The sequence below is a fragment of the Leucogemmata humicola genome (assembly GCF_055379415.1).
Map to the genome: position 1 here is coordinate 1,726,326 of NZ_AP040875.1, position 26,879 is coordinate 1,753,204.

At 63.4% G+C, this 26,879-nt stretch carries 22 protein-coding genes; 17 read left to right on the forward strand and 5 right to left on the reverse strand.

Annotation, left to right across the window (positions count from 1 at the left end; translation table 11 throughout):
• Window positions 1-92 precede the first annotated feature (92 nt).
• From fdhF to AC6H4Z_RS07085, 8 genes are all read left to right on the forward strand, one after another.
• Window positions 93-2,075, forward strand: a complete 1,983-nt coding sequence (gene fdhF / locus AC6H4Z_RS07050; protein ID WP_497546041.1) for a formate dehydrogenase subunit alpha — start codon at window positions 93-95, stop codon at window positions 2,073-2,075.
• Complete coding sequence (locus AC6H4Z_RS07055) at window positions 2,075-3,952, forward strand: NAD(P)H-dependent oxidoreductase subunit E (protein ID WP_497546042.1); 1,878 nt, start codon at window positions 2,075-2,077, stop codon at window positions 3,950-3,952. Before fdhF ends, AC6H4Z_RS07055 begins: the two co-directional genes overlap by 1 nt.
• Before the next feature lie 41 nt (window positions 3,953-3,993).
• Entirely contained in the window at window positions 3,994-4,953 is a 960-nt protein-coding gene (locus AC6H4Z_RS07060; protein ID WP_497547023.1) for a 2Fe-2S iron-sulfur cluster-binding protein, read from the forward strand.
• Complete coding sequence (gene fdhD, locus AC6H4Z_RS07065; RefSeq protein ID WP_497546043.1) at window positions 4,943-5,770, forward strand: formate dehydrogenase accessory sulfurtransferase FdhD; 828 nt, start codon at window positions 4,943-4,945, stop codon at window positions 5,768-5,770. Before AC6H4Z_RS07060 ends, fdhD begins: the two co-directional genes overlap by 11 nt.
• Window positions 5,771-5,783: 13 nt before the next feature.
• Window positions 5,784-7,466, forward strand: a complete 1,683-nt coding sequence (locus AC6H4Z_RS07070) for a formate--tetrahydrofolate ligase (RefSeq protein WP_497546044.1) — start codon at window positions 5,784-5,786, stop codon at window positions 7,464-7,466.
• A gap of 338 nt (window positions 7,467-7,804) precedes the next feature.
• Window positions 7,805-9,217: an efflux RND transporter periplasmic adaptor subunit gene (locus AC6H4Z_RS07075; protein ID WP_497546045.1), complete on the forward strand. Its 1,413-nt coding sequence runs from the start codon at window positions 7,805-7,807 to the stop codon at window positions 9,215-9,217.
• Window positions 9,218-9,220: 3 nt separating this feature from the next.
• Window positions 9,221-10,636, forward strand: a complete 1,416-nt coding sequence (locus AC6H4Z_RS07080) for an ABC transporter permease (protein WP_497546046.1) — start codon at window positions 9,221-9,223, stop codon at window positions 10,634-10,636.
• 78 nt (window positions 10,637-10,714) lie between these two features.
• Complete coding sequence (locus tag AC6H4Z_RS07085; RefSeq protein WP_497546047.1) at window positions 10,715-12,190, forward strand: TolC family protein; 1,476 nt, start codon at window positions 10,715-10,717, stop codon at window positions 12,188-12,190.
• A 74-nt stretch (window positions 12,191-12,264) separates the two neighbouring features.
• On the opposite strand, the gene AC6H4Z_RS07090 is transcribed toward AC6H4Z_RS07085, so the two are convergent.
• The 3 genes from AC6H4Z_RS07090 to AC6H4Z_RS07100 form a co-directional block, all read right to left on the reverse strand.
• Window positions 12,265-14,847 carry an ABC transporter permease gene (locus tag AC6H4Z_RS07090; protein WP_497546048.1) on the reverse strand — a complete coding sequence of 861 codons (2,583 nt, stop codon included), beginning with the start codon at window positions 14,845-14,847 and terminating at the stop codon, window positions 12,265-12,267.
• Window positions 14,844-15,161, reverse strand: coding sequence for a PadR family transcriptional regulator (locus tag AC6H4Z_RS07095; protein ID WP_497546049.1), 318 nt, complete (start codon window positions 15,159-15,161; stop codon window positions 14,844-14,846). Before AC6H4Z_RS07095 ends, AC6H4Z_RS07090 begins: the two co-directional genes overlap by 4 nt.
• A gap of 84 nt (window positions 15,162-15,245) precedes the next feature.
• Window positions 15,246-15,689: a DUF1569 domain-containing protein gene (locus tag AC6H4Z_RS07100; RefSeq protein WP_497546050.1), complete on the reverse strand. Its 444-nt coding sequence runs from the start codon at window positions 15,687-15,689 to the stop codon at window positions 15,246-15,248.
• Window positions 15,690-15,969: 280 nt separating this feature from the next.
• Here AC6H4Z_RS07100 and aroF point away from each other — a divergent pair, with 280 nt between their 5' ends.
• The 6 genes from aroF (at window position 15,970) to AC6H4Z_RS07130 (ending at window position 20,855) form a co-directional block, all read left to right on the forward strand.
• Window positions 15,970-17,028: a 3-deoxy-7-phosphoheptulonate synthase gene (gene aroF / locus AC6H4Z_RS07105; RefSeq protein ID WP_497546051.1), complete on the forward strand. Its 1,059-nt coding sequence runs from the start codon at window positions 15,970-15,972 to the stop codon at window positions 17,026-17,028.
• Window positions 17,025-17,348 (forward strand): chorismate mutase, encoded by a 324-nt coding sequence (locus AC6H4Z_RS07110; RefSeq protein WP_497546052.1) that lies wholly within the window; start codon window positions 17,025-17,027, stop codon window positions 17,346-17,348. Before aroF ends, AC6H4Z_RS07110 begins: the two co-directional genes overlap by 4 nt.
• Window positions 17,345-18,208, forward strand: coding sequence for a prephenate dehydrogenase (locus tag AC6H4Z_RS07115; RefSeq protein WP_497546053.1), 864 nt, complete (start codon window positions 17,345-17,347; stop codon window positions 18,206-18,208). The genes AC6H4Z_RS07110 and AC6H4Z_RS07115 overlap by 4 nt, the downstream gene beginning before the upstream one ends.
• 125 nt (window positions 18,209-18,333) lie before the next feature.
• On the forward strand, window positions 18,334-19,083 hold the full coding sequence (locus tag AC6H4Z_RS07120; RefSeq protein WP_497546054.1) for a VOC family protein: 750 nt from the start codon (window positions 18,334-18,336) through the stop codon (window positions 19,081-19,083).
• A 63-nt stretch (window positions 19,084-19,146) separates the two neighbouring features.
• Window positions 19,147-20,070 carry a phospholipase C/P1 nuclease family protein gene (locus AC6H4Z_RS07125; protein WP_497546055.1) on the forward strand — a complete coding sequence of 308 codons (924 nt, stop codon included), beginning with the start codon at window positions 19,147-19,149 and terminating at the stop codon, window positions 20,068-20,070.
• Between the two features lie 119 nt (window positions 20,071-20,189).
• Complete coding sequence (locus AC6H4Z_RS07130) at window positions 20,190-20,855, forward strand: L,D-transpeptidase (RefSeq protein WP_497546056.1); 666 nt, start codon at window positions 20,190-20,192, stop codon at window positions 20,853-20,855.
• On the opposite strand, the gene AC6H4Z_RS07135 is transcribed toward AC6H4Z_RS07130, so the two are convergent.
• Together AC6H4Z_RS07135 and AC6H4Z_RS07140 are read right to left on the reverse strand one after the other, a co-directional pair.
• A complete protein-coding gene (locus tag AC6H4Z_RS07135; RefSeq protein ID WP_497546057.1) occupies window positions 20,852-21,781 on the reverse strand; it encodes a DMT family transporter in 930 nt (309 codons plus the stop codon). The two genes, AC6H4Z_RS07130 and AC6H4Z_RS07135, sit on opposite strands and share 4 nt — an antisense overlap.
• Window positions 21,782-21,824: 43 nt before the next feature.
• Complete coding sequence (locus AC6H4Z_RS07140; RefSeq protein WP_497546058.1) at window positions 21,825-22,637, reverse strand: class I SAM-dependent methyltransferase; 813 nt, start codon at window positions 22,635-22,637, stop codon at window positions 21,825-21,827.
• A gap of 104 nt (window positions 22,638-22,741) precedes the next feature.
• Here AC6H4Z_RS07140 and AC6H4Z_RS07145 point away from each other — a divergent pair, with 104 nt between their 5' ends.
• The 3 genes from AC6H4Z_RS07145 (at window position 22,742) to AC6H4Z_RS07155 (ending at window position 26,850) form a co-directional block, all read left to right on the forward strand.
• Window positions 22,742-23,143: a BlaI/MecI/CopY family transcriptional regulator gene (locus tag AC6H4Z_RS07145; protein ID WP_497546059.1), complete on the forward strand. Its 402-nt coding sequence runs from the start codon at window positions 22,742-22,744 to the stop codon at window positions 23,141-23,143.
• A 4-nt stretch (window positions 23,144-23,147) separates the two neighbouring features.
• A complete protein-coding gene (locus AC6H4Z_RS07150) occupies window positions 23,148-25,358 on the forward strand; it encodes a HEAT repeat domain-containing protein (protein ID WP_497546060.1) in 2,211 nt (736 codons plus the stop codon).
• A 121-nt stretch (window positions 25,359-25,479) separates the two neighbouring features.
• Complete coding sequence (locus AC6H4Z_RS07155; RefSeq protein WP_497546061.1) at window positions 25,480-26,850, forward strand: HEAT repeat domain-containing protein; 1,371 nt, start codon at window positions 25,480-25,482, stop codon at window positions 26,848-26,850.
• Window positions 26,851-26,879 lie beyond the last annotated feature (29 nt).

The window sequence follows — 26,879 nt, forward strand, 5'->3', positions numbered from 1 at the left end:
AGGTCTGAGGTCGGGGGTTTCAGGTGCGTGTCCCACTTGCCCCCCTCGGGAACACGCGCCAATCTCCAGTTAACAGTAGTGCACTCAAGGAGATGCACGTGAAGAAGTCCCGTTCAATACCCCGGGGTGGTTATCGCCGCCTGACGCAGCCGCTGGTGCGCGAGAACGGCGTGCTTCGTCCCGCAAGTTGGGATGAGGCGCTCGATCGCGCGGCCGAGGGATTCCGTAAGTCGCTGGTCGAGAACGGCCGTCGTTCGACCGGAATCTTCAGCTGCTCGAAGTCGACCAACGAGGTCAACTTTCTGGCGTCGAAATTCGCCCGGGCGGTATTCGGCAACAACAACGTCGATAGCTGCAACCGGACCTGACACGCTCCTAGCGTCGTCGGTCTGACGACAATCTTGGGAGCGGGCGGCAGCACGAGCTCATATGAGGAAGCGGAACATGTTGATTTCTGCTTCCTCTGGGGATCGAATGCCCGTGAGGCACATCCGATCTGGTTTCACCATCTGCTCAAGGGAATCCAGAACGGAGCGCGGTTGTATGTCGTCGATCCGCGGCGGACGAGCTCTGCCGCGTGGGGCGACGCATGGCTTGGACTGAATGTCGGGACCGACATCGCGTTGGCCAACGCGATGGCGCGTGAGATTTTGTTTGCCGGTTTGGAGGACAAAACGTTCATCGAGCGCGGCACGTCGAACTTCGAGGCATATCGGGACGCGGTCGAGCCGTACACGCTCGATGTCGCGGAACACATCACGGGCGTTCCCGCCGATGTGATTCGCGACGCGGCGCATCAGTACGCCAAGGCCGATCGGGCGATGATCTGCTGGACGCTCGGCATTACCGAACATCACAACGCCGTGGATAACGTCACGTCGTTGATCAACCTCGCGCTACTCACGGGGCATGTCGGCCGATACGGGTGCGGCTGCAATCCTTTGCGCGGCCAGAACAACGTGCAGGGCGGCGGCGACATGGGCGCGCTGCCGAACAAGCTCCCTGGCTTCCAGGACGTCACGAATGACGAGCACCGCACGAAGTTCGAGCGCGCGTGGGGGCGTGACATCATTCCGGAGAACGGCTGGAATCTCACCGAGATGATCGACGCGATGGACAAGCGCGAACTCACCGCGCTGTACGTGATCGGCGAGAACCCCGCGCAGTCCGACGCCGACATGCATCACGTGACGCATGTCCTCGAACAGCTCGACCATCTCGTGGTGCAGGAAATTTTCCTGACGAAGACTGCGCAACTGGCCAACGTCGTATTTCCGGCGGCGGCTACGTGGGCCGAGGGTGAAGGCACGGTCACGAACAGCGAACGGCGGGTGCAGCGCTGTCGCAAAGCAGTTGAGCCGCCGGGTGAAGCGCGCGATGAGATCTGGATCATGTCGGAGCTCGCGCGTCGGCTCGGTGTGGATTGGGGACAGCCAACGGCCGAGGATGTCTGGAATGAAGTGCGCTCCCTCTCGCCGCAGTTGGCCGGAATGAGCTATGCTCGCCTCGAGGCGTTGGGCGGTCTGCAGTGGCCGTGTCCGGACGAGACGCACCCCGGCACCAAATTCTTACACGCTCGACTGTGGGACGAAGATCCGGCAAAGCGTGGACGCCTCGCTCCGTTTTCGGTCGTGCATCACGAGGGTCCGACCGAGCAGCCTGACGATGAGTATCCTTTCATACTTTCCACCGGCCGACGTCTCGAGTCGTACAACACTGGCGTTCAGACTGGCGGCTACGAATCGCCGTTGCACCGCGGCGAGACGGTGGACATGTCGCCAGAGGATGCCGAGTCGATGGCTGTCACGGCGGGCGACCTCGTTCGAGTGACGTCGCGCCGCGGCACTGTCGAGGCACCGGTGTACATCGACCGCGCACTGCGGCCGGGCATGGTCTTCATGACGCTGCATTTCCCCGACGATGTCGCGACCAATCTGCTCACCATCAACGCGACTGATCCCAAATCGGGTACGGCCGAGTTCAAGGCGTGTGCAGTTCGCGTGGAGCCTGTGCGTCGGATCGCGCCCAATGAGCTGCGCCGTCCGAATCGTCTCGCCGCGACTGGAGACGATTGATGGATCTGCACCTGCGGCACGCCGCCCCGACTGATGATGAGCGTGCCGCGGTGGACGCATTGCTGGGCCCACCGCGATCCGCCTGGGACGGAGGGGAGCGTGGCGATCGACGCGACGCGCACTCAGCCACAGGCGGCCGAAATGCCCGTGAGCAGCGACATCTGCTGCTACCGGCGCTCCAGGCGCTCCAAGCCCGCGTTGGCTGGATCAGCGAGACAGGGCTGGACTATGTATGTCTGCGCCTTGGCGTACCGCCCGCCGACGCGTGGGGCGTCGCGACGTTTTATGCTCTGCTCTCGACCACGCCGCGCGCGCCACGAGTGCTGCACGTGTGCGACGACGTGGCCTGTCGCTGCAAAGGTGCGGCGGAACTGGCCGAGCGGCTCGAGCGCGAAGTTGGCCCGGCGCACGCGCACGGGCCGTCTGGCGACCACGTGCACCTCGAGCCGAATTCCGCTGTATGGATGCGGTCGCCATGTTTAGGATTGTGTGATCATGCACCAGCGGCCTTCATGCAGGAGGCTGGCGTCGCGCCGCGCGAATCGCTCATCGCCGGTCTCACTGCCGACGAAGCGATCGCGTTCTTGACGAACGAGCGGAATCCGCTCGCGCCGTTCATTCAGGACAACGAAGCGACCGGTCCGGAACTGCTCAAGCGCATCGGCAGAGTCGACCCAACGGACATCACGGCGTATCGCGCGTCCGGCGGCTTCGACGCGCTACGCAAAGCGATCGACATCGGCCCCGAGGCCGTGATTCGCGAGGTCATCGATTCGAAGCTCATGGGTCGTGGCGGCGCGGCGTTTCCCACTGGTCGCAAATGGGACGCTGTCTCCAAGCAGGCAGTTCGACCGCACTATCTGATCTGCAACGCGGATGAATCGGAGCCGGGCACGTTCAAGGATCGAGTGCTTCTCGACGGCGACCCATTCGCAATCGTCGAAGCGATGACGATTGCCGGATTCGCCACGGGGTGTATGCGCGGTTTCCTGTACATTCGCGGCGAATATCCGCTAGGCGCCGAGCGAATCCAGCACGCAATCAACGAAGCGCGCGAGCACGGACTACTCGGCGCGGACATTCTCGGTCGCGGCGTGTCGTTCGACATTGAGATTCGTCGGGGCGCCGGTGCGTACATCTGCGGTGAAGAGACGGCGATCTTCAATTCGATCGAAGGTTACCGCGGTGAGCCGCGCAACAAACCGCCCTTTCCCGTGCAAGCAGGCCTGTTCGGTTTGCCAACGGTCGTCAACAACGTCGAGACGTTGGCGAACATTCCGTCGATCATACTGAATGGTGGCGCGGCGTTCGCGCGGATCGGCACCGAACAGTCGACAGGCACGAAGCTGTTTTGCATCAGCGGCAATGTTGCCAAGCCAGGCGTCTATGAAGTGCCATTCGGCAAGACGCTGCGCGATCTCATGGAGTTGGCGGGCGGAGTGGCAGATGGCCGTTCGCTGCAAGCGATTCTCCTCGGTGGCGCTGCCGGCGTATTCGTCGGCCCCAACGAGCTCGACATTCCTTTGACCTTCGAAGGAGTTCGTGCGGCGAAATCGACGCTCGGCTCCGGGGTCATCGTTGCCTTCGACGATCGTGTGGATCTGCGCAAGATCCTACTGCGCATCGCGTCATTCTTCCGTGACGAATCCTGCGGCCAGTGCGTGCCGTGCCGCGTGGGAACCGTCCGTCAGGAGGAAGCGCTCTATCGAATTGCCAGCGGTCGAACGCTTGGCGGCGTAGGAGGAGAGATCGCGCTGCTCGACGAAGTTGGTCTGGCCATGAAGGACGCGTCGATCTGCGGTCTTGGCCAAACGGCCTACGCGGCGATCGAGTCGGCGATTCATCGCCTCGGCGTACTCAAGGAGCAATCCACGTGACGGCGCTATCGACGCCACTCGTTCAGCTGCAACGCCCCACGATCGCGACGGATCAGTCGCGTCGGCGTTCGACGCGGGACGTTGCGTTGACGATCGATGATCAGGCGGTCACGGTGCCAGAGGGAACGACGCTGTTGGCGGCGTGCCGCGAAATCGGTGTCGAGATTCCGACGCTGTGCTTCCTCGATACGCTGCATCCGGTGAACGTGTGCCGCATCTGCGTTGTCGAGGTCGAAGGCGCCCGCGTGCTCGCGCCCGCGTGTTCGCGTGCCGTCGAAGACAAGATGGTGGTTCAGACCAACTCGCCGCGGGTGAGGCACAGCCGCAAGCTCGTCCTCGAAATGCTGGCGTCGTCGGTCGATCTATCGACCACGCCACAGGTGGCCGAGTGGATCGAAGAGTACGAGGCGAAACCGGAGCGATTCGGGCCGCCGGCGCCGCCAGCACCTGCCGGAACGCGCGACGCATCGATTCCCGGGCATCACGCGGAGCCCAATCCGGCATACGCGGCCACCGTCGCCGAGCCGACGAAGATCGACAACGACTTGTACGTCCGAGACTACGCGAAGTGCATCCTGTGCTACAAGTGCGTCGAGGCGTGCGGGCCGGATCATCAGAACACCTTTGCGATCGCGGTGGCCGGCCGAGGGTTTGATGCACACATTTCCACGGAGTTTGCGGTGCCCCTGCCGGAGTCGGCGTGTGTGTACTGCGGCAACTGCATTGCGGTGTGTCCGACCGGCGCGCTGATGGCGAAGACGGAGTTCGACAAACGCGCCGCGGGGACGTGGGACGAATCACGAATGACGCACGCGGACACGATCTGTCCGTACTGCGGAGTGGGCTGCACGCTTCGGCTGCATGTCGATGACGGAGAGATCGTCAAGGCGACGTCGCCGCTCGAGAATTCCATCACGCAGGGCAACCTTTGCATCAAGGGCCGGTTTGGCTGGCGCTTTGTGCAGAACCACGAGCAAGATCCCAAGGACAATGGCCGTTGATCGTTTGCTGAACCGGCTTGGCTATTCCGAGCCGTCATCGCAGCGCCCCATGTGGCGGTTGAGCGAAGGTGAAGGCGACATGGGTTTGGCCACGGTGGCCGAAGAGGTGCCTATTGCGCTCGTGTACAATGGCAGGCCGTTCGCCGTCGTAATGGGAACGCCTTCTGATCTCGAGGACCTTGCCGTCGGCTTCAGCTTGACCGAAGGGATTGTCGCGGGTGAGGGCGGGATCGAACGCGTGTCCGTCGTGAAGGCGAATCACGGCATCGAGGTGCAAATCGAGATCGGCGCTGGCGATGCCACGCGACTCGAGGAGCGCGGCCGGAGCATCGTGTCGCGCACCGGCTGTGGGCTGTGTGGTGTCGAGACGATCAATGACGCCATCCGTCTACCGAACCGGCTCGACTTCACACTCGATATATCACGCACGGCGCTGTGGCGAGCCAGCGAGGAACTCGCCCAGCAGCAGACGCTGAACAACGAGACGAACACCGTGCACGCCGCGGCGTGGGCAAGCAAAGAGGGCGAGCTGTTGTTCGTCCGAGAAGATGTCGGCCGGCACAACGCGCTCGACAAAGTGCTCGGCGCGCTGGCTCGCGAGCACAAATCGCCGACTGAAGGTTTTGTGCTCGTAACGAGTCGCGCGAGTTACGAGATGGTACAGAAGGTCGCGGTGTGCGGCGTTGAAATCATCGCCGCCATTTCGCGCCCGACGGGCCTGGCCATGCGAATGGCACAGGCGTCGGGAGTCACGCTGGTCGGGCTGCTCCGCGGCCGAACGGCGAATGTGTACTCGTGCCCGCAACGAATCACCTGAGGACCCGACAGCCGTGAGCGTCTCCGTCGTTCCTTCCGATATCGAAATCGCCCAGCGCGTGAAGATGCGCCCGATCGAGGACGTCGCGGCTGAGCTGGGGCTCGAGCGCGATGAGCTCGACCTATATGGAAAGTATAAAGCCAAGCTGCCGCTCGACGTTGCACAGCGGCCCATCCGCGGCCGGCTCGTCGTTGTCACGGCGACCAATCCGACGCCAGCCGGTGAAGGGAAGAGCACCGTATCCGTCGGGCTGGCGCAGGCGCTGCGACGAATGGGCCAAAAAGTCGCGCTCTGCATTCGCGAACCAAGCCTTGGGCCCGTCTTCGGAGTAAAGGGCGGCGCCGCCGGCGGCGGGTACGCGCAGGTCGTGCCGATGGACGACATCAACCTGCACTTCACCGGCGACTTCCACGCGATTTCGAGTGCGCACGCGCTGCTCGCGGCGATGCTCGACAATCATCTGCAGCAGGGCAACGCGCTCGGCATCGATCCGCGCCGGATCACCTGGCCGCGGACGATCGACATGAACGACCGTGCACTGCGGAACTGTATCATCGGACTGGGCGGTGTCGGCGACGGTGTTCCACGAGAAGAGCATTTCGTCATCATCCCCGCGAGCGAGATCATGGCGATCGTCGCGCTGGCGACAAGCCCGCAGGATCTCGAGGAGCGGTTGGCGCGTATCATCGTCGGCGCCACCGCGGGCGCAGCGCGCCGACCGGTCACGGCCGGTGAGCTACGGGCTACCGGCGCCATGGCGCTCCTCCTCAAGGATGCCATTCGCCCGAATCTCGTGCAGACGCTCGAGGGTGGTCCGGCCTTCGTCCACGCGGGACCGTTTGGTAACATTGCCCACGGGTGCAATAGCATTCTCGCAACGCGATCCGCACTCGCCCTGGCCGATATCGTTGTGACGGAGGCTGGCTTCGGCTCCGACCTTGGCGCCGAGAAATTCTTCGACATCAAGTGCCGCGCGGGCGGCCTGCAGCCCGAGGCGGCGGTGATCGTTGCCACGGTGCGGTCGCTCAAGATGCACGGCGGTGCGGACAAGAAGAATCTCGGGGCAGAGAACCTCGATGCGCTCGAACGCGGCTTGCCAAATCTCGAAAAACACATCGAGAACGTCCGGCATTTTGGCGTTCCGGGAGTGGTAGCGCTCAACCGCCGGTCGTCCGACACCGACGCCGAACTCCAGATGATCACGGATTTCGTATCGCGACTCGGCGTGCCAATCGCGCTGACCGAGGTCTGGGAGAAGGGAGGTGCCGGCGGCGAAGCCCTGGGCGCGGAACTGCTTGCCCTCCTCGACAAGAAGGGCGCCGAGTTTCGGCCACTGTACCCGACGGATCTGCCGATCAAGGAAAAGATCGACATCATCGTCAAGCGTATCTATGGTGGTGACGGCGCCGATTACACGCCGGAAGCGGATCGCGCGATCACGTACCTCGAGTCAATCGGACTCGGCAATACGCCGATCTGTATGGCGAAGACGCAGTACTCGTTGACCGACGACGCCACCAAGTTGGGTCGCCCGCGTGGATTCCGGATCAGCGTCAATCAAGTTCGGGCGTCGGCCGGCGCGGGGTTCGTCGTAGCCCAATGCGGCGACATCATGACCATGCCGGGCCTGCCGAAAGAGCCCGCTGCCGAGCGTATGGCTCGCCTCCCTAGCGGCGAAATCGTCGGGCTCTTCTAGGCCCGCTCGCTCGGCACCATTCCCCCGAATGTTGTCGGGAACAAACCGAGAAGAGGTCCGTACATAGTACCGCGAGCGCCCGGGACTGCCCGGCCGCCCGTGGTGCGGTGCGTTCCGTAACGGCTGCGAAACGGCCCCGCGCGTCGAACCAACGCTTCGGCCGCTCGTGGTGTCAAATGGTCGGTTCTCGTGTCGTTCTCGGCTGTCGACGCGGGTTCTTCATCATTTACTAACACAAAGTTCATTGCCATCATCGTATACGACTACTATGGTCATGCGAGATGGCGCGCTCGTCTGCCTTAGGCTCCCCAGCTCCACCCACGCTCGAGGGTCCCGAGATGCAACTGTTTCGCAAGCGCTGGCTTCAAGTTCTGATCGCTGCTCTCGTCATCGGCGGGCCAGTGGCGTGGTACAAGTGGCCCTCCACGGCATCCGCAGCCGAGGCCGCCCTCACCGCTCCGGTCCGACAAGGGGACTTTAAAGTCCTCGTAACCACGACCGGTGAGCTCCGAGCGCGAAAGTTCGTCCAGATTCAAGGTCCGAACTCGCAGGCAGCTCAGGTCTATCAAACGAAGATCACGTGGATCGTGCCCGAGGGGACGGTCGTCAAAGAGGGCGAGAAAATCGCCGAGCTCGATCGTGCGCCCGCCGCGACGCGCCTCCAGACTGTGATGCTCGACAATCAGAAGGCGCAGGCTGAGTTCACGAATGCGTCGCTCGACTCGACGCTCAACCTGGCCATCGCGCGTGAAGACGTACGCACCGCGGAGTACACGCTCGAGGAGAAGAAGCTTGCCAAGGAGCAGGCGACCTACGAGGCGCCGACGATCAAGCGTCAGGCCGAAATCGACTACGAGAAGGCGCAGCGCGCGCTCGAGCAGTCGAAGCGAAACCTCGACACCAAGACCAAGCAGGCCGTCGCCAAGATGGCGGTGTCCGGCGCGGACCTCGGCCGCCAGCAGAATAATCTAAAGATGGTCCAGGACGCGATCGCCGGCTTCACGATCATGGCGCCGTCGTCCGGCATGGTGATCTACGTTCGCGAATGGAACGGCAAGAAAAAGGGCATCGGCTCGCAGTGGCAGCCGTGGGACCCAACCGTCGCGACGCTCCCCGACCTCACGCAGATGGAGTCGCAGACGTACGTCAATGAAGTCGACGTGCGCAAGCTGAGCGTAGGCCAGAAGGTGGCGATCTCGCTCGACTCCGACCCCACGAAGAAGCTGTCGGGAACCGTGACCGGCGTTGCGAACGTCGGTGAGCAGCGCCCGAACCAGGACTCGAAGGTCTTCGAGGTGAAGGTCGAAGTCACCAAGGCCGACACGACGCTCCGTCCGGGTATGACGACGTCGAACGCAATCGAAGTTGCGTCTGTGCCGAACGTGCTGTCCGTTCCCCTCGAAGCGGTGACGAACGAGGGCGGATTCTCATACGTCTACAAGAAGGACGGTCGCAACGTCGTGCGGCAGATGATCGAGACCGGCGCAATGAACGACAATGAAATCGTCGTTCGCAAAGGTCTAACGAAGGACGATCACGTGCTTCTCACCGTGCCGACTGACAAGGCGACGATCAAGACGGAGATCATTCCGGGCCTCAAGCCAGTGACGCCGGGAGTGAGTGGCGATACTACCAAGGGCGTGACACTCCCCGCGAAGCCCGACGCAAAGCCGGATGCCAAGTCCGCGGCGCCGACGCCGGCCGCCAAGCCCGCAGCAGCAACCGCACCGATCGCCAAGCCCAAAGGCTGAGTCGTGGCAACGACTGTTCTCGAGCCGGGCGCGCCACCTCAGTCGCGCGCCCAGAAGCTCATCGCGCACGCCATGTTCGCCAGCCGCACCGCGGCTGAAGCCGTTGCGCACAACAAGCTGCGCGCTGGCCTCACATCGCTCGGTATTCTGTTCGGCGTTGCCTCCGTGATCGCGATGTTGGCGATCGGCAACGGCGCCGAACAGGAAATTCTCGAGCAGATGAAAATGCTCGGCGCCAACAACATCGTCATCACGCCAATCGTCGAGCAGAAGGAAGGGAAGGTCGATACCGATCCGAACGGCAAGAAGACGGCAAAGCGATTCACGCCCGGACTGTCGTATCTCGACGCCGAGGCGATCCGGAACACGATTCCGAGCATCGCCAACACCAGCAGCGAAGTGGTGGTCAATAGCGTCATTACTCGAGAAGGCCACCACCGTTCTGGCAAGATCGTCGGCGTCGACTCGAGCTACTTCCAGGTCATGAACCTCAAGCTGTCCGAGGGCTCGCTCTTCTCTGCCGCACACTACAACGCGTCGGCGCCGGTGACGATCATCGGCCAGGGCGTGAAGTCGCGCTTCTTCACGACGACCGATCCGATCGGTCAGACGATCAAGGTCGGCAATCAGTGGGTCACGGTCGTCGGGGTGCTCGAGGATCGAAAGGTTTCCAAGGAGACGGCACAGCGGTTGGGTATTCGCGACGCCAACATGGACGTCTACGTACCGCTGCCGACGATGCTGCTTCGCTATCGCAATCGCGCCGAGGTGACACAGCAGGAAATGGAATTGGCGGCTCGTGAGTCGAACAATGGCTCGTCGAACGATTCGTCCGAGACCGACGACGCGCGCGCCGAGAAGCGGAACTATCACCAGCTCGACAAGATCATCGTCCAGGTCGACAGGTCCACGGCGGTGACTGCGGTGACCGACGTCGTGCGCCGAATGCTTCAACGCCGGCACAACGACGTGACTGACTTCGAGATCACCGTGCCGGAGTTGCTGCTGCAGCAGGAGCAGCGCACCAAGACGATCTTCAACATCGTGCTCGGCGCCATCGCGTCGATCTCGCTGGTCGTCGGCGGCATCGGCATCATGAACATCATGCTCGCGTCGATTCTCGAGCGCATCAAGGAAATCGGCGTACGGCGCGCGGTCGGCGCCACACAGGGCGACGTGCGAGCTCAGTTCCTGAGCGAAGCGATCATGATCAGCCTCGCGGGCGGCATTGCCGGCATCATCCTCGGTGGAATACTGGCAGTCGTCATCGAGAGCGCGGCGAAGATCCACACGATCGTATCGCCGCTCTCAGTCGCCGTGGCGTTCGGCGTATCGGTCGCGGTTGGCCTCGTGTTCGGCATCATGCCGGCGTCGAAGGCGGCCAAGCAGGACCCCATCGTCTGCCTTCGGTACGAATAGCAGCGCTCGCACCATCTCACTCGCAACGGGCGACGCGATTGCCCGTCGGTTGGTTTCGCATCCTCCCCGAAGGTTCGTATGCGCCTCGCTCCCGCACTGCTTCTCGTCGCCGCCTCACTCGGCGCCCAGGCTCCCGCGCAGACGGTCGTTCAGCAAACGCTAACGCTGCAGGAAGCGATCGCGATGGCGCAGCGGCAAGGGCCGTCCGCCCAGGCTGCGCGCAGCACGCGAGACGGTGCGCGCTACCGCGATCGTGCGTTCAACGCACGCCTGCTGCCGCAGATCTTTCTGAATGGCAACGCGGCGAACCTGAACAAGGGCATCAACCCCATCACGCTGCCCGACGGATCGACGCAATTCATTTCGCAGGCGCAGAACCAATCGTCGCTCGGCGTTTCCGTCGCGCAGAAGATTCCACTGACTGGCGGGACATTCTCCGTTGGTTCGGCCGTGAGTCGCATCGATCTCTTCGGCAACCAGAACAACAAATACTGGCAGACGACTCCCGTCGTCATCAGCCTTCAACAGGACCTGTTCAAACCGCGCACCCTCGTGTGGGACGAAAAGGTGCAGTCGCTCAGCTCGAGCGTCGCCGAGCGTCAGTATCTCGAGGCGCGCGAAGACGTCGCCGGCAATACTGCGAACGCCTTCTTCGAGTTGTATTCGGCACAGATGACTCTCGCCAATGCGACGTCGAACGCTGCCGTCAACGATACCCTGTACAATCTCAGCAAGGGCCGGTACGAAGTTGGCAAGATCGGTGAGAACGAACTACTCCAGAGCGAGCTGCAGCTACTGAAAGCCCGCGCCGCAGTCGACGACGCACGTTTGACCCGCGACCGCGCGGAAGCCGCGTTACGCCGCAATATCGACTATCCGGCCGAGCGTCCGTTCGCCATCGTCACACCGGACTCGATTCCGATCGTGGATGCCGATCCCGATGTTGCGGTGAAGCAGGCGCTTCGGAACTCCAGTGTGACCGAAGGCGCGTCGTTGGCAACGCTCGCGACGCAACGCCGTATCACTGAGGCGAAACTCAACAATCGATTCAACGCATCGATTCAGGCGAGCGTCGGATTCAACCAGACGGCGTCAGTATTCGGTCAGGCCTACCAAAGCCCGCTCGCCAAACAGTCGCTGCAGGTTGGCGTGAACATGCCGATGGTCCAATGGGGTGCCGGCAGGGCCGACGTCGAGGCCGCACGGGCCGACGATCAGCGCACGACCGCCTCGAACAAGGTGAATCGCGACGCCCTCGTCGAAGATGCCCGCTTCTCCGTGCTTCAACTGCAGCAAGCGCAGCGCAATGTGCTCATCTCGGCCAAGTCCGATACCGTGGCGCAGAAGCGCTTCGAGGTCGCGAAGAACCGATACGTCATCGGCAAGATTGGCATCAGCGATCTGTTCATTGCCCAAGGAGAGAAGGACAATGCAGTGCTCTCGTACGTGCAGGCGCTGCGCTCGTACTGGACCGCGTACTATCACTTGCGCCGCGTCACGCTGTACGACTTTGCCGCCAAGCAGGAATTGGCTGATCTGCCGGACAGACGCTAAGGACTGGCGCTAGCGACAAGGAAGGCCGCCGCGACGATGTCGCGGCGGCCTTTCGATTCCTGCGGATCGGCGAATCAATTGCCGTTGCGCAACGCCTCGCTCGGATCGATGCGCACTGCTCGCAGCGCAGGAAGTGCGCACGCGACGAGCGTGACCACGGCGAGAAGCACGATCGCGCCGGATAGGGTGACCGGATCGCTCGGCCCGACTCCAAACAGCATCGTGCGAAGGAAGCGCGTCAGCGCAAACGCCCCGCCCAATCCAATCACGATCCCGATGACGGCGAGTCCGCCACCCTGTCGCACGACCAGCGCGACGATCTCGCGCGGCGTCGCGCCGAGCGCCGCTCGTAGACCGATTTCTCGCGTGCGCTCGGCCACGCTACCGGCGAGTACGCCGTAGATACCCGCGATCGAGAGAAGCAACGCGGCCAGCGCGAACGCGGCGAAGAGGACGAACGCCAGGCGTCGCTGCGCCGTTGATTGCGCGATCACCTGATCCATCGTCGCGACGCGAATGATTGGCTGAGTTCCATCGACCGAGGCGATCGCGTGGCGAACCGCCGACGTCATCGTGGCCGGATCGGTCGCGGTGCGAACGATGAGCCTGATCTGCGAATCCGAAAAGCTCCACTGACGTTCTGGTGCGTACCACTGCATCGTCGTCGTGGCGTCGAGTCCTGAGTGCTTCACGTTGCCGGCGATCCCGATCACGGTACGCGGCGGCGCGGTCGGGCCGCCAAGCCTGACGTGATGCCCGAGTGGATCTGCGCCCGGCCACAGGCGATCGGCGAGGGCCGCGCTAAGTACGACGACGCGCTGTGTGCTGTCTACGATGTCGGCTGCCGTGAATGCGCGTCCGCGCAGTACTGGCACGCGCATCGTCGCGAAGTAGTCCGGCGTGACCACGTACCTGTCGCCATACGGCGCGAGTTCGGGATTCGCCGGCGGATTGTCCGCATCGACGACACCGTAGGCATCCATGTTGCCGCCGAGTGGCATCTGATTCGTCATTGTGACGCCGCCGACGCCAGGAATCGCGCGTACAGCGTCGCGAACGCGGTCGTGGAATGCGTAAACCGACGCGTCGGTGTCATAGCGCTTGCCAACAGCATCTACTTCGAGAGTGAGCAAGCGTGACGCATCGAAACCGGCGTCTACGCCCAGCAGCCGTACGAGGCTGCGCGCCAGCAGGCCGGCGCTGATCAGCAGCATCACCGCAACCGACACTTCCACAACGACGAGTGTCGACCGCGTGAAGTGTTGCATTCCACCAGCGAGTCGCCGTCCCGAGCGCAGCGATGCACCGAGGTCGGCACCGCGCGCGCGGCTAGGCACCAGTGCCATGACGATCGCGAGCAGCATGACCGTTGTGCCAACGAGAGCGAGCGTCGTTCCGTCGAGGTGAATCGCCGACACCCGCGGCAGCGCCGCAGGCAGATGGCTCACGAGCAGCGGCAACGTGGTCTGGGCTACGATCGTCCCCGCGATACCGCCGCAGACGGCGAGCACCAAACCCTCTGCGAGGAGCTGACGTGTTACGCGCCATCGACTGGCACCAAGCGCCGTGCGAATCGCGAACTCTTCGTCGCGTCGAACGGCTCGGGCGAGTTGCAGGTTCACGACATTGGATATCGCGATGAGCAAAACCAGAACGACCGCACCGGTCAGCGCGAGCAGCGCTGGTCGGAATTGTCGCGTGACTTCATCTTGCAGTCGTACGACGCTCGTGCCAACCGAGGCGTACTGTGTTGGAAATTGCTTGAGCATTCCCGCGTGGACGTGATCGAGCTCCGTCGATACACTCGCGAGAGTCGCGGTTGGCTTGATACGAGCCACCATTCGCAGGTGCCGGCACGTCCGACAGGCGAACGACTGGGTCGCAGAATACCCAAGCACGCGCCAGATCTCGGCGTTTGGCGCCACGACGTTGTCGAACGATTCCGGCATCACGCCGACGACGCTCACCGGGTTGCCGCCAATCGAGATCGAACGCCCAATGATCGATCGATCACCACCGAAGCGGCGCTGCCAGAGTCGGTGGCTGAGGATGACGACCTGGTTGTGGTCTGGTTGATCGTCGTCGGCGAGGAAATCGCGGCCGAGCGCTGGTTGTACGCCGAGTGTTTTGAAATACGTCGCCGACACGCGGCTACCCGAAACGCGTTCTGGGTCGACGTCACCGATCGATGGCTCCCACGATCCAACTGCCGCGGACGTCTCGAGCGTGCTCGACTGCGCGGCGATATCGGCAAAGGTCGAGAAGCCGACGTTGCTGCGTCCGCCGTCGCGGTCGCGCTCCCACACGAACACCAGGCGATCAGCGCCCGCATACGGAAGCGGTCGCAGCAAGACTGGGTCGATGACGCTGAAGATCGCTGCCGTCGCACCGATCGCGAGGCCGAGCGTGATGATCGATGTGACGGCAAACGCTGGTGCGCGACGCAGCTGTCGCACTGCGAGTCGAACGTCGTTGACGAACGTAGCCATGATGGCATCTCCCCGAGAGCGACTGCGAAGTTGAATGAGCGCGACCAATGTTTGTCGGCAGATCCAGAGCGTGCCGCGAGCCTGCTGCTCGACGATGTCGCCGATCACGGGATCGCTGAGGTGATCGGGAAGGAAGCGCTCGAGCAGCCAGAGACAGAGGCGCGTCATGTCGGCTCGAGCCCGATGTCGACGCCAGCCGACATGCGCTGCAACGTGCGCAGTGACGCCTGCAGTGAGCGCTTCCCGGCCGGGGTCACGGCATAGCACCGTGTACGTCGTCCGCCGCGCTCCGCCGTGGGTTCGCCGATATGAGAAACGACGAGCCCTTTGTCCTCGAGGCGCGTGAGCGTTTTGTAAATCGTGCCGAGCGTGAGATCGCGTCCAGCGCGGCGCTGAATCTCGTCATGGACGGGAACGCCGTACGCGTCCCGTCCTACGCGGAGCACGCCGAGCAGCACGAGCTGTTCGAGCTCGCCGAGCATCAATGCCTCTATTTCCTAGACAATGCCGAGGATATGTGTGTGCTCAGCGGCGCGCAAGAGCGGAGGGACGACCATGCGACTTTCTTACACGCCGAATTGTCGCAGGTGATGGTCCAGGTGCTTGGCCTGCAGCTCGCTCCACTGGCGACCGTTCAAGTCGCCGAGTCCCGCGGAGTGTCCCCAGTCCGCAGCGTCGAGCGGTCGTTGTGTGAATTCATTGATCAGGGCGCGGCATCGATCAAGCTCCGCGTCGAAGGAGTAGCGATCTCTCGCTTTGACTTCGGGCAGCGTCGGCGAGCCCTTCGGCCACGGAAGGCGAATGACAATGAGCCGAAGCAGAAACTTGGGGAGGGGAATCCGCATGTCCGCCGGTCGAAAGTGACCGAGACCATTCCGCAGCATTTCATTGACGTGCCAGAGCATTTGGTCCACCGACATCGCTCCCCATTTGCGCTGCGACGTGGGCGTCAGCTTTTCGAAGCGGGCGCGTATCGAGGCGGCGACAGCGGGATCGTGAAGGAGGGGCATTCAAACTCCGGTACGAGAGGGTCTGTAAGGATGCGAGTTCACCGGGGCCGAGGTCAAACATCGAGGGCGAAAATGTTCCAGCTTGACACATCGCTGTCTCGCTCGTAGCCTTCAGTCCATGACGCCCGCCAAGACCTACTCCTACTATTACTACTACGCGACCCGCAACACGGGCCGTGGTTGGAGTATGCGGTAGCGTCGACGAGACACCGCACCAACCCCAGCGACCCGTGATTCTCACGGGTCGTTTTTTTTTGCTCCTAGCTCCCATTTTCCGCAAATGATCATCATCACTCGGCCCCACGTGACGGACGCAGAAATCGACCACATCCGCGAGCGCATCGAATCCGTGGGCATGCGCACGCACCTCTCTCGCGGTGAGCACCGCACCATCATCGGCTGTATCGGCGACGAATCGCTCCTTCAAGAGTTGCCGCTGCGCTCGTTGCCCGGCGTCGAGTCGGTGACACCCGTCCTGAAGCCATACAAGCTTGCGTCGCGAGAGTTCGCGGCGGAACGAACCATCGTTCGTGTCGGCGGTCGCGATGCATCAGCGGCGTTCGGCGGCAAAGCAATCACCGTCATCGCCGGCCCGTGCTCCGTCGAGAACCGGGACATGCTATCGAAGACCGCGCTCGCCGTGCGCAATGCCGGCGCGACGATGCTTCGTGGCGGCGCGTTCAAGCCGCGATCCTCGCCGTACGCATTCCAAGGACTTGGCGCGGAAGCACTTCGTATTCTCGCCGACGTGCGCGCAGAGACAGGTCTTCCGGTCGTGACGGAAGTGATGGACGCGCGGCAGATCGATCTCATCGCCGAACACGCGGATATGCTCCAGGTGGGCGCGCGAAACATGCAGAACTTCTCGTTACTCGCCGAGCTTGGCCGCGTTCGCCGTCCTGTGCTCCTCAAGCGAGGCCTTTCCGCGACGATTAAAGAACTGTTGATGGCCGCCGAGTATATCATGGCGAATGGCAATCACGACGTCGTACTGTGCGAGCGAGGCATTCGCACTTACGAGACCGCGACGCGCAACACGCTCGATGTCGCAGCAATCCCGGTCTTGAAGCGTGAGTCACATCTTCCCGTCATTGTGGACCCGAGCCACGCGGGCGGCGACGCATCGCTCGTCGCACCCTTGGCGTTCGCGTCGATTGCTGCTGGCGCAGATGGTCTGATCGTCGAAGTGCATCCGGATCCCGAGTGCGCACTCTCCGACGGCGACCAGTCGCTCGCACCGCCAGCATTCGCGCGATTGATGGAACAGGTAGGTGCCTTCGCCGCGGCCGCTGGGCGCACGATGAGCAGCCCGGCGACGGAAGCGCGAGCCGTCGCATGAGCGATTCCAATCCCGCTGACGCGTTGGTGGAGCTTGCCGCGTGTCGCGACGAGATCGAGAAGATCGATCGCGAAATCATCTCGCTGCTCGCGCGTCGGCTCCTCGTGGGCAAGCGAACGGGCGATCTCAAACGCCTTGCGGGGTTGCCGATTCTCGACCCAACGCGTGAGGCAGCAGTGATTCGTCGCGTGACGACGGTCGCGCGAGAATCCGGCCTTCCGTCCGAGCCCGTACGCGAGGTCTTCTGGCAAATCATCGGTATGTCGCGCGCGATACAGCAGAACGCGCGATCGGAGCGCAGTGAGGGCCAGGCTGAATGACGACACTGGAGAGTGTGGCGATCGTCGGCCTTGGTTTGATCGGCGGCTCGATCGCGCGAGATCTTGCGTCGCTGGGAGTCGAGGTGCGTGCCTACGACTCCGACGCAACCCGCCTCGCCGCCGCAGTGCGGACGAAGGTGATCAGCTCGGCCATCGATGCGTCGCTCGACGGCGTTCGTGACGCGGACGCGATAATCATCGCTGTTCCGGTTGACGCCGCCATCGACGTGCTTCGCAAGATCGCGCCGCATGCGCGACGCGCGAAGCTCATTACCGACGTCGGCAGCACAAAAACGCGAATCGTCGATGCAGCAACCGAGCTATCACTCGGCGACCGGTTCGTCGGTGGGCATCCGATGACTGGCGATCATCGATCGGGCTGGGAAGCCTCTCGAAGTGGTCTGTTTCGCAACGCGCCGGTCTATCTCTGTCCAACGCGTGAGTCGAACGCCGACGCGGTGAATGCAGCGACGTCGCTCTGGCGATCGCTCGGCGCGCGTCCCGAGTGCATGTCGGCGACGCAGCACGATCTCAAGCTGGCGTGGACGAGTCATCTACCGCATATGGTGTCCGCATCGTTGGCATTGGCGCTCGCGAACGCGGGTGTAGATCGCATCTTCCTCGGCCCCGGTGGGCGCGACACGACGCGCTTGGCGGGTAGTTCGCCGGAGATGTGGACCGCGATCGCGATGGAAAACGCACCGGCGATTGCGGGAGCTCTCAAGCAGGCTGAAAGAGAAATGGCCGATCTCCGCGCGTCGCTCGAGCGGACCGATCCGCACGAGCTTCGTGCTCGATTCGAGAATGCTAGAGCCTGGTTTCAGCGCGAAGAAGGAGCTGGTAAGGGAGACGAGGGGTAACGCAGGCAGGTTGCGGGTTTGAGTTGCGGGATACAGCGTTTGGAACAGCGGGGCGCGGCTATTGCGACCGCCGCGCGTTTCATCATCGTTTCCCGCTTCACTTCCACCCTCTGTCTCTCCGGCCAATGTCTGACTTCATCTGGCACGAGCTCACGACCGACGATCCGGACGCGGCGAAAGCGTTTTACACACAGATTGCGCCGTGGGAAACGAAACAGTGGGATGATTCGATCGACTACACGATGTGGACGCGCGGGAGCAAGTCGCTCGGCGGCGTCGTCGCGCTGTCGGCGGATTTGAAAGCGCGTGGGGTTGGTGCGCACTGGTTGCCATATGTCGGCGTGTACGATGTCGACGCGACCGTGCGGCAAGCGGCGTCGCTCGGCGGCACCGTGCGGATGGGGCCGAGGGAAGTCGCGAGCATCGGAGCGTGGGCAGTGATCGCCGATCCGCACGGCGCGCCAATTGGTGTGTTTGAACCGACCAACGCAGCGCCGGTGACGAAGGGCGACGCGCCGATTGGGGAATTCTCATGGCACGAGCTGTCGACGACCGACTACAAGGCCGCGAGCGAGTTCTATCGTGCGCTGTTCAAGTGGGAAACGATCAGCGATTTCGACATGGGTGAGATGGGCATGTACCGAATCTTCGGTCAGCGAGGAACGACCTTCGGAGGCATGTTCAATCGTCGCGACGATATGCCTCCCGCGAATTGGCTGTCGTACGTTCGCGTCGATAGCGTGAAGCCCGTAGCCGAAAAGGTGAAGGAACTCGGCGGCACGGTGTTCGGCGGGCCTATGGAAGTGCCGGGCGGCGACTGGGTCGCTCAGTGCGTAGACCCACAGGGTGCGGCCGTCGCACTGCACGCCAAGTAGCGGTTGGGCCACGACCGGCGCCGGCCGATGCACGAGTCCGGCGCACGTCGTAGTTTTCTGCGCATGACAAATCTGCGCTCTCGCCCGGTGGTGGCTGGGATCATCGCCGCCGCCGCCGTGCTCCTCATACCAGCAATCGTCTTTGCTTGGGGCGACGCTGGGCATCGCCTGACGGGCGAAGCCGCCGCCCTCGAAATGCCTCCGTCGACGCCCGCCTTCTTTCGCAATGCGTCGCGTCAACTCGGCTACCTGAACCCCGAGCCGGATCGCTGGAAGGATCGCGCGGAATCGGCGATCGATCAGGCGCTCGATCGTGGCAGCTTCCCCGATCACTTCATCGATATGGAAATGGTGTCGCCGAGTGTGCTCACGTCGGCACTCAAGGCGAAGGATCGGTTTGGCTATCTCGACACGCTGGCGGCCGCCGGCGTCAAAGGCGCGACCATGGGAACGCTCCCGTTCCAGATGCTCGAGCTATCGCAACGACTTCGCGTCGACTTCCGCAATTGGCGCGCTGCGCCTGACTCGATCAAGCCATGGATCGAAGCGCGCATCATCGATGATGCTGGTTTGCTCGGCCACTACGTTGCCGACGGATCTAATCCGGCGCACACCACGATTCAGTACAACGGTTGGACGGGTCCGAATCCGAACGGCTACGCAACTGACAAGCAGTTCCACGCTCGGTTCGAGTCGGGATACGTTGGGGCGAACATCAAGCTCGCCGATGTCACGTCACGAATGGATACTGTCGCGCGTGTGCTGCCCGATTTCCGCGCGGCGATCATCGAATATCTACGGCAGAGCAATGCCCAAGTAGAGCCGCTGTACAAGATCGATAAAGCTCATCCGTTCGACGCAGGCTCGTCCACGCCAGAAAACAAGGCCTTTGCTGCCGATCGCCTCGCCGCTGGTGCACGGATGTTGCGCGACATCTGGTGGACCGCGTGGGTAACGAGCGCGGCGTCAGGCGGCTCGCCGCGCTGACCGGTTGGTCGTGCCCGCTGATTTCGTGCGGGAACATGCCTTGCTTTTGTAAGCCCGTGAGAAGGGGAGGGCGTGCGAGTCACGCCAGATGAACGGGCAGCAAACAGAAGCGAGATGTGATGTCGATTCAACGCAACTATACAAGATTCCGAATGGCGGCGCGCCGATTCAGCGGAGGCGCGCTTGCCTTCGCCGGCATGTTGGCCGCCGCCGGATGCGCGAGCAGCGGCTCGTCGGCCTCGGGAACGTACCGCCCGAGCCCGATGCTAGGCAGCAGCAACGGCGCGTCGTGGGCCGGTGAGCCGTCGGGTGTTCACATCAACGTGGACCTGAGTGAGCGAAAGCTCTACCTGAAGAACGGAACTGAAGTCGTGCAGAGTTACTCCATTGGTGTCGGCAAGGAAGGTTATGAGACGCCGATGGGTGACTACTCGATTCGTCGCATCGTCTGGAATCCGCCCTGGAATCCACCCGACGCCGCATGGGCCGAGGACAAGGAACCGCAGCCGCCCGGCGCGGCCGACAACCCGATGAAGGTCGTGAAGATCTACTTCAAGGAGCCGGACTATTACATCCACGGCACGGGCACGGTCTCCAGCCTCGGCGGAGCCGTATCACACGGATGCCTTCGTATGGCGCCGAGCGATGCCGCGGCACTTGCACGTTATCTAATGGAGCACGGCGGCTCGTCGCGTGATGCGGCGTGGTTTGCTCGCGTGCAGAGCTCCAATGAAACACAATCGGTGTCGCTCGACATGGCGATCCCGATGCACGTCGCCGGCTAGCTGGATTCGGCGATAGGACGCGGCGTGAGGCGCGGAGCGAAACGCTCCACACTCACGACCGCGATGCCAGCGAGGACGAGCGCACCGCCCAGCAGTTGACCAGGGCGGATGCGCTCTCCGAGCATCGGCCACGCGAGAATCGCCGTGAGAGGCGCCTGACCGAGTAGCGCGATCGACGTCAACGTCGCCGGCAGCTTGCCGAGCGAGTGCGCCACGAGCACCTGGCCGATCACCTGCGACACGACCGCGAGCGCAATCAACGCGGTCCACGATCGACCACTCAGCCCGACCAGCGGTTGCCGCGCGAGCAGACACACCGGAAGCAGGCAGAGCGCGCCAACGCCAGTCGACCACGCGCTGAAGCTCAACGTGTCCATTCCTGCGCGGCTCCGCTGAACGTACACGATGTAGATCCCGTAGCAGAATGCGCCGGCAACGGCGAGCAGATCCCCGACGCCGAGTGACGGATGCACGAGCACGTCCATGCCAACGATGGCAATCATTCCGGCAAGCGCGAGAAGAAATCCTGCCCAGAAGCGCGTAGTCGGACGCTCGCCGGTCAGCAGCCACATCCCCAGAGCGACGAAGATTGGTGCGTTGACGCCGAGCAGAGCAGCGTTGGCGGCGCTGGTCGCCATGACGGCGGAATTAAAAAACGCTAAATCCGCCGCGAACAGAATGCCGGCGATGATGGCGGCGCGCATGGCGGCCGGCGTCGACCTGGTACTCTGGCGAGGCGCCAGCAGTCGCCACGGCACGAAGACCAGCGCGGCAAACGCCAAGCGATAGAAGGCCGAGACAAGCCCCGAGACCTCGGACCATCGAACGAAGATCGCCGACCACCCGATGCCGAAGACGCCGAGCGCCAGCGAGATCGCGGCGCGGCGGTGCGACAGCGAGGATGTTGGCGAATCCGGTGTGGGCATCCGCGCAAACTAATCGCCTGCACAGTGCGATTGTCGGAGAGAGCTACGGTCGCGTTGCGGACATGTTCAACCGCCAGTAGTCGAGCGTGAATGCGGGGCTGTCGTCGGCCGCGTGTGCGACGATACGATCGAGAAATGCATTGCGTACGTCGCCCTCTGGCAGGCGCGCGACGAATGGGCGCATGACGACGGTCGTGATGAACGTGCGAAACGCATCGGCATTGGCGAATGTCACCGGCGACTCTTCGATGTTCGTGCGGACATCGCGAAAGCCGGCGCGCATCAGACGATCGTGCGTCACCTCGGCGGTCGCGAATTCCCAGGGCTCTTCCCAATCGGCGAAGTACTTCGCGAATTCGGGCGTCAGCATCAAGTCGTGCACGCGGTGGTGAATGCGCTCCAGGTTCCGTCCGCCGCCGCATTGCGCGTGGAGTCGGCCGCCAGGAAGCAGCGCCGCGAACAGCGCGGCAAATAGGCGATCGTGATCGCGAACCCAGTGGAACGTCGCGGTGCTGAAGACGACGTCGAATACCGAGCTGAATGGGAGATCGGAAAGGTCCGCGGCGACGACGTCCGCGTTCGTGAATCCGCGCAGGCTTTCATGTGCAACGCTCGTCATGTTCACCGATCGATCCACCGCAACGGCACGACCGCGCGGGAGTCGATCGAGGAGCAGCGTGGTCAGGCGCCCTGTGCCGGCTCCGGCATCCATCACGCGCTCGTCGCCGCGTAGCGTCAGCGTCGCGAGCACGCGTCGGCCCCACTCGAACTGGGGTTCGGACACCGTGTGATAGGAACGGGCGTCCCATTCTCGCGGCGGTTCGGAGCCGTCCGGAGGCACATCGTTCATAGCCATGGCTGAAGTCTGATCAGAGTCAGAAGAGGGGCACTTGGAGTCCGCTATTGACTTTTTTCGTGCACTGTTGAAAAATCAACACAGCCGCCTACCGGGAGTTTCGCTTGTCCAAAGAGTCGCCAGCCGCTGCCACCGCCGCCCTTTCGCGCCGCGAACGGCAGGTCATGGACATCCTGTACCGCCGGGGCGAGGCGACGGTGGCCGAGGTCATGGCGGACCTTCCCGATCCGCCGACGTACTCAGCCGTTCGGTCAATTCTCCGCATCCTCATGGAGAAGGACCTGATCAACCATCGCGAGGATGGTCCCCGGTACGTCTACCTGCCTGCCGTGAATACTGACCGGGCGCGCGACGACGCCCTCAAGCACGTGATCCGAACCTTCTTCGACGGCTCGGCCGAACAGGCGGTGGCTGCCGTACTGCGTGTATCCGACGCGAAGCTCACCGACGCCGAAGTCGAGCAGCTCCGCGAACGTATCAAGAAAGCCCGCGTGAGCGGGAGGTGATGCCATGAATCCGATCAACGCTCTCCTCACCGGCACCGGCCCACTGGTTCTGTTCCTGACCAAGGCGACCGTGCTGCTCGTTGGCGCTGTCATCGCCATGATTCCCCTTCGCCGCAGCACGGCGGGCGCGCGCCACCTCGTGTGGCTCGCTGCACTGGTTGGCGTACTCGCGCTACCGTTGCTTTCGCGAATGTCGTGGCTGCGGATGGATATTCTGCCGAGCAGCCTGGCCGGGTCTGTCGCGACGCCGGCGCCGTCGATTCCAGCTCTCGCCGAAGTCGTGGTTGCTCCGGAGTCGCCGGCCGTGCGTATGGTGACATCGCCGCCTTCCGTTGCAATGGTCGTGGGCGCCGCGGCCCCAGTAGTGGCGATTGCTTCGACGCCGCCGGCGGCGTTGCCACTCATGCCGGAGTCGTTCGATGGCGCGCCGTTCGCCGCGTCGTCCATTCTCACGATCATCGCAATCGTCTGGGCGAGCATTGCATTCGCGCTCGTTGGGTGGCTCATCGCCGGCGCGGTTTCCGTGCGCCGCATTGTCGCAACCGCAGCGGAGCTCACGACGCCCGATTGGACAACGCCGCTCTGCGAGGTTGCCGATCGCCTCGACCTCGAGCTTCCGCCGCGTCTCGTCATGAGCGATCGGACCGAGATGGCGTTCGCGTGTCGCGCACTTGCTCCGACCATCGTCCTTCCCCTTGCAGCAGAGTCGTGGTCCGACGATCGCCGTCGGGCGGTGCTCTTTCACGAGCTCGCGCACGTGAAGCGCCACGATCTCCTTAGTCATACGCTCGGACGCCTGGCGTGCGCGCTGTACTGGTTCCATCCGCTCGTGTGGACCGCTGCGAAGAACCTTCGCAACGAGAGCGAGCGTGCGTGCGACGATCTCGTCCTCAGCTGTGGCGCTCGCCCGAGTGAGTACGCGCAGCACCTGCTCGACATGGTGACGAGCGTTCGTAACTATGGAGCGCCAGTGATGGCCGTGCCGATGGCGCGCAAGAAAGAATTCGAAGGACGCATGCTCGCCATTCTCGATCCGGCCATCCGCCGTGCGTCGCCAGGCCGACTGCAGGCCGCGGGCGTCGTGGCGATGATTGCTCTTCTATCCGTCACGGTCGCCGCTGTATCACCGGCCACCGCCACGGAAACTCCGGCGCCGGCGATCGCGCAGGCACCGTCTCCTGCACCGACGCCGCCTGCCGATCGGCTTCCGCAAGCGCTCGCTATGGAACACATGCGCACGGACACGATCACCGACACCACGAATTCGCAGTCGATGTCGATCGGTACAGCCGTGTCGCGCTCAACCTCATCGCGTTCCAGTTCGGCGGCGCAGGCACAATCGTCGCCGCTGCCGGGCACGTTCGTCGACGTGATTGCGCAGACCGCGGTGAACGCCGCGAGCGCAGGGCTGTCGCTGGCCAGCCGCGAGCTCAATCGCGATGTTGGCCGTGATGTCGCTCGTGAAATTACTCGAGAACTGCAGCAGTCGACGAAGCGTGGCGACACCGCGCGCGTTGGACTATTGATTCAGATTCTCGGTGGTGACGGCGACGCGAGCGTCCGGCGCACCGCGGCGTGGGGATTGAACGACGTGCAGACCGCGAGCGTTGCGCCGGCGTTGATCAAAGCGCTCAAGCAGGACACCGACGCATCGGTGCGAGAAATGGCTGCGTGGGCACTGGCCGAACATCGATCCGCGAACACCGCATCGTCGCTCGCTGACGCATTGCTGCACGACAAAAGCGCGCGCGTTCGAGCAACTGCGGCGTGGGCGCTCGGGGAAACCGACGCGCGTCAGGAAGCCAGCTCGATCGAAAGCGCGCTCGTCGATCCAGAATCCGAGGTGCGATATTCGGCGATCTGGGCACTCGGGCAGTTCGATCTCAAGGCTGCGCCGCGCGGCCTGACGACGACGCTCACCGATCAGTCGCAGCGCGTACGACTCATGACCGCATGGACGCTCGGCGAAATCGAAGACAAGTCCACCGCTCCGGCCCTCGTGAACGCGTTTCAGACCGAGACGGATGCGCAGGTTCGGTCCGCCGAGCTCCGCGCGCTCGCGGTGATGGGTCAGGCCTCGCAATCGGTGATCGACATCGCGCTGAAGTCGAACGATCCAGAACTTCGTCGTCGCGCGGTCGCAATGCTCGCCGGCTCCGACAACGGTGCATGGCCGTGGCCATGGCCGTGGCCGCAGCCCCGTCCCAATCCGTAACTGAATCCGCGCGGCGCCAATCTCGGCGCCGCGCGCGAACCGCGAACAAACGGCGATGAGGTTTTTCTCACGCCCTATAGTGCTGAAAAATCAACAGAACTTCCTAGCCCCTGAGGACGACATGTATACGAGATTGCTCATGGTTGTTGCTGCGGTCGCGATGAAGAGCGGCGAAGTCGGAGTGCTTCCGCAACGGACGAACGAAGTGACGGTCGGGCGAACTGCGGGCGACACGCGCGCCGATGTGCGCGAGCTGCTGTCGTCCGCGCGCGGCGTTGCGCCCACACTCTGTGCGCTCGCCGCCGACGGTGCGTCGTCCGGATGGGGCGGATCATGGGATGCGCCTGAACTCGCCATACGCGCCGACGTTCGGCAGTTGATGCGGAACATGCGCGCCGAGTCGATGAATCATGAGGAGTCTGTTGCGCTGCTCGATGCGCTTGGTTCCGACGACGCGTGCGTACGCCATATGGCCGGCACTCTCATCGGACGATCGGGGGATCGTGCCTTCGTTCCGGCGTTGACGCAGAAGCTCACGTCAGCGTCGCCCCAGGAGCGCGCTGGCGCCGCGCGCTCTCTTGGATTACTCGGCGAGCGCAGTGCCGTAGACGGAATCATCCGCGCGTTGCGCGACGCGACCCCAGCAGTGCGTGCGAACGCCGCGTGGGCGCTAGGCCGCATTGGCGATAAGCGCGCTGCGCCAAGTGTCGCGCAGCTCGCACGCGACGAATCTCCAGAGGTAAGAGGCGCAGTGGTCGTCACGCTCGGACATCTGCAGGCGGCCGACAATGTCGAAACACTCCTGCGCGTGCTGAAGGATGACGACAACGCGTCGGTGCGCCGTGCGGCAGCGTGGGCGCTCGGCCAGATTGGTGCACGCTCGGCGTCGCAGGGACTCGCCAACTCCATGCGCGCCGACAAGAGTGACGCAGTGCGCGAGATGTGTGTGTGGGCGCTTGGCGAGATGGAGTCGCGCGAAGTCGTCGACGCGATTGCCGACGCACTCAAGCGCGATGAAAGTCCGATGGTTCGCGAAACCGCGGCGTGGGCGCTTGGGTCTATTGAAGAGAAGGGAAGCGCCGATCTGCTCGCCAGCGTGTCAGCGTCGGACAAGTCTGCGAACGTTCGCGGCACGGCGGCGTGGGCCGTGGGTCAGTTGAATCCTGGGCGCGCTCCCAAGGCGTTGCTGACCGCCCTGCACGACACCGACGACGACGTGCGTCTCAAGGCGGCGTGGGCGCTGAGTCAGATCAGCGACGCGGACGTGATTCATGAAGTCACCGAAGCGCTGCGCGTCGAGCAACGCGATCGTGTGCGTCAGGCGTTGGTGCGCGCGCTACTCGAGTCCGGCGAACGGTCGTCGGAGGTGTTCAAAGGCCTGCTCGAGTCGAAGGACAAGGATACGCGCGAGATGGCTGTGCGTGCTCTCGCTGGTCGTCGCGGACCCTGGCCGTGGCCGTGGCCCTGGCCGCGCCCACGGCCGAATCCGTGATTGCGTTTTCGTCTCGCGGATGCCGGCGG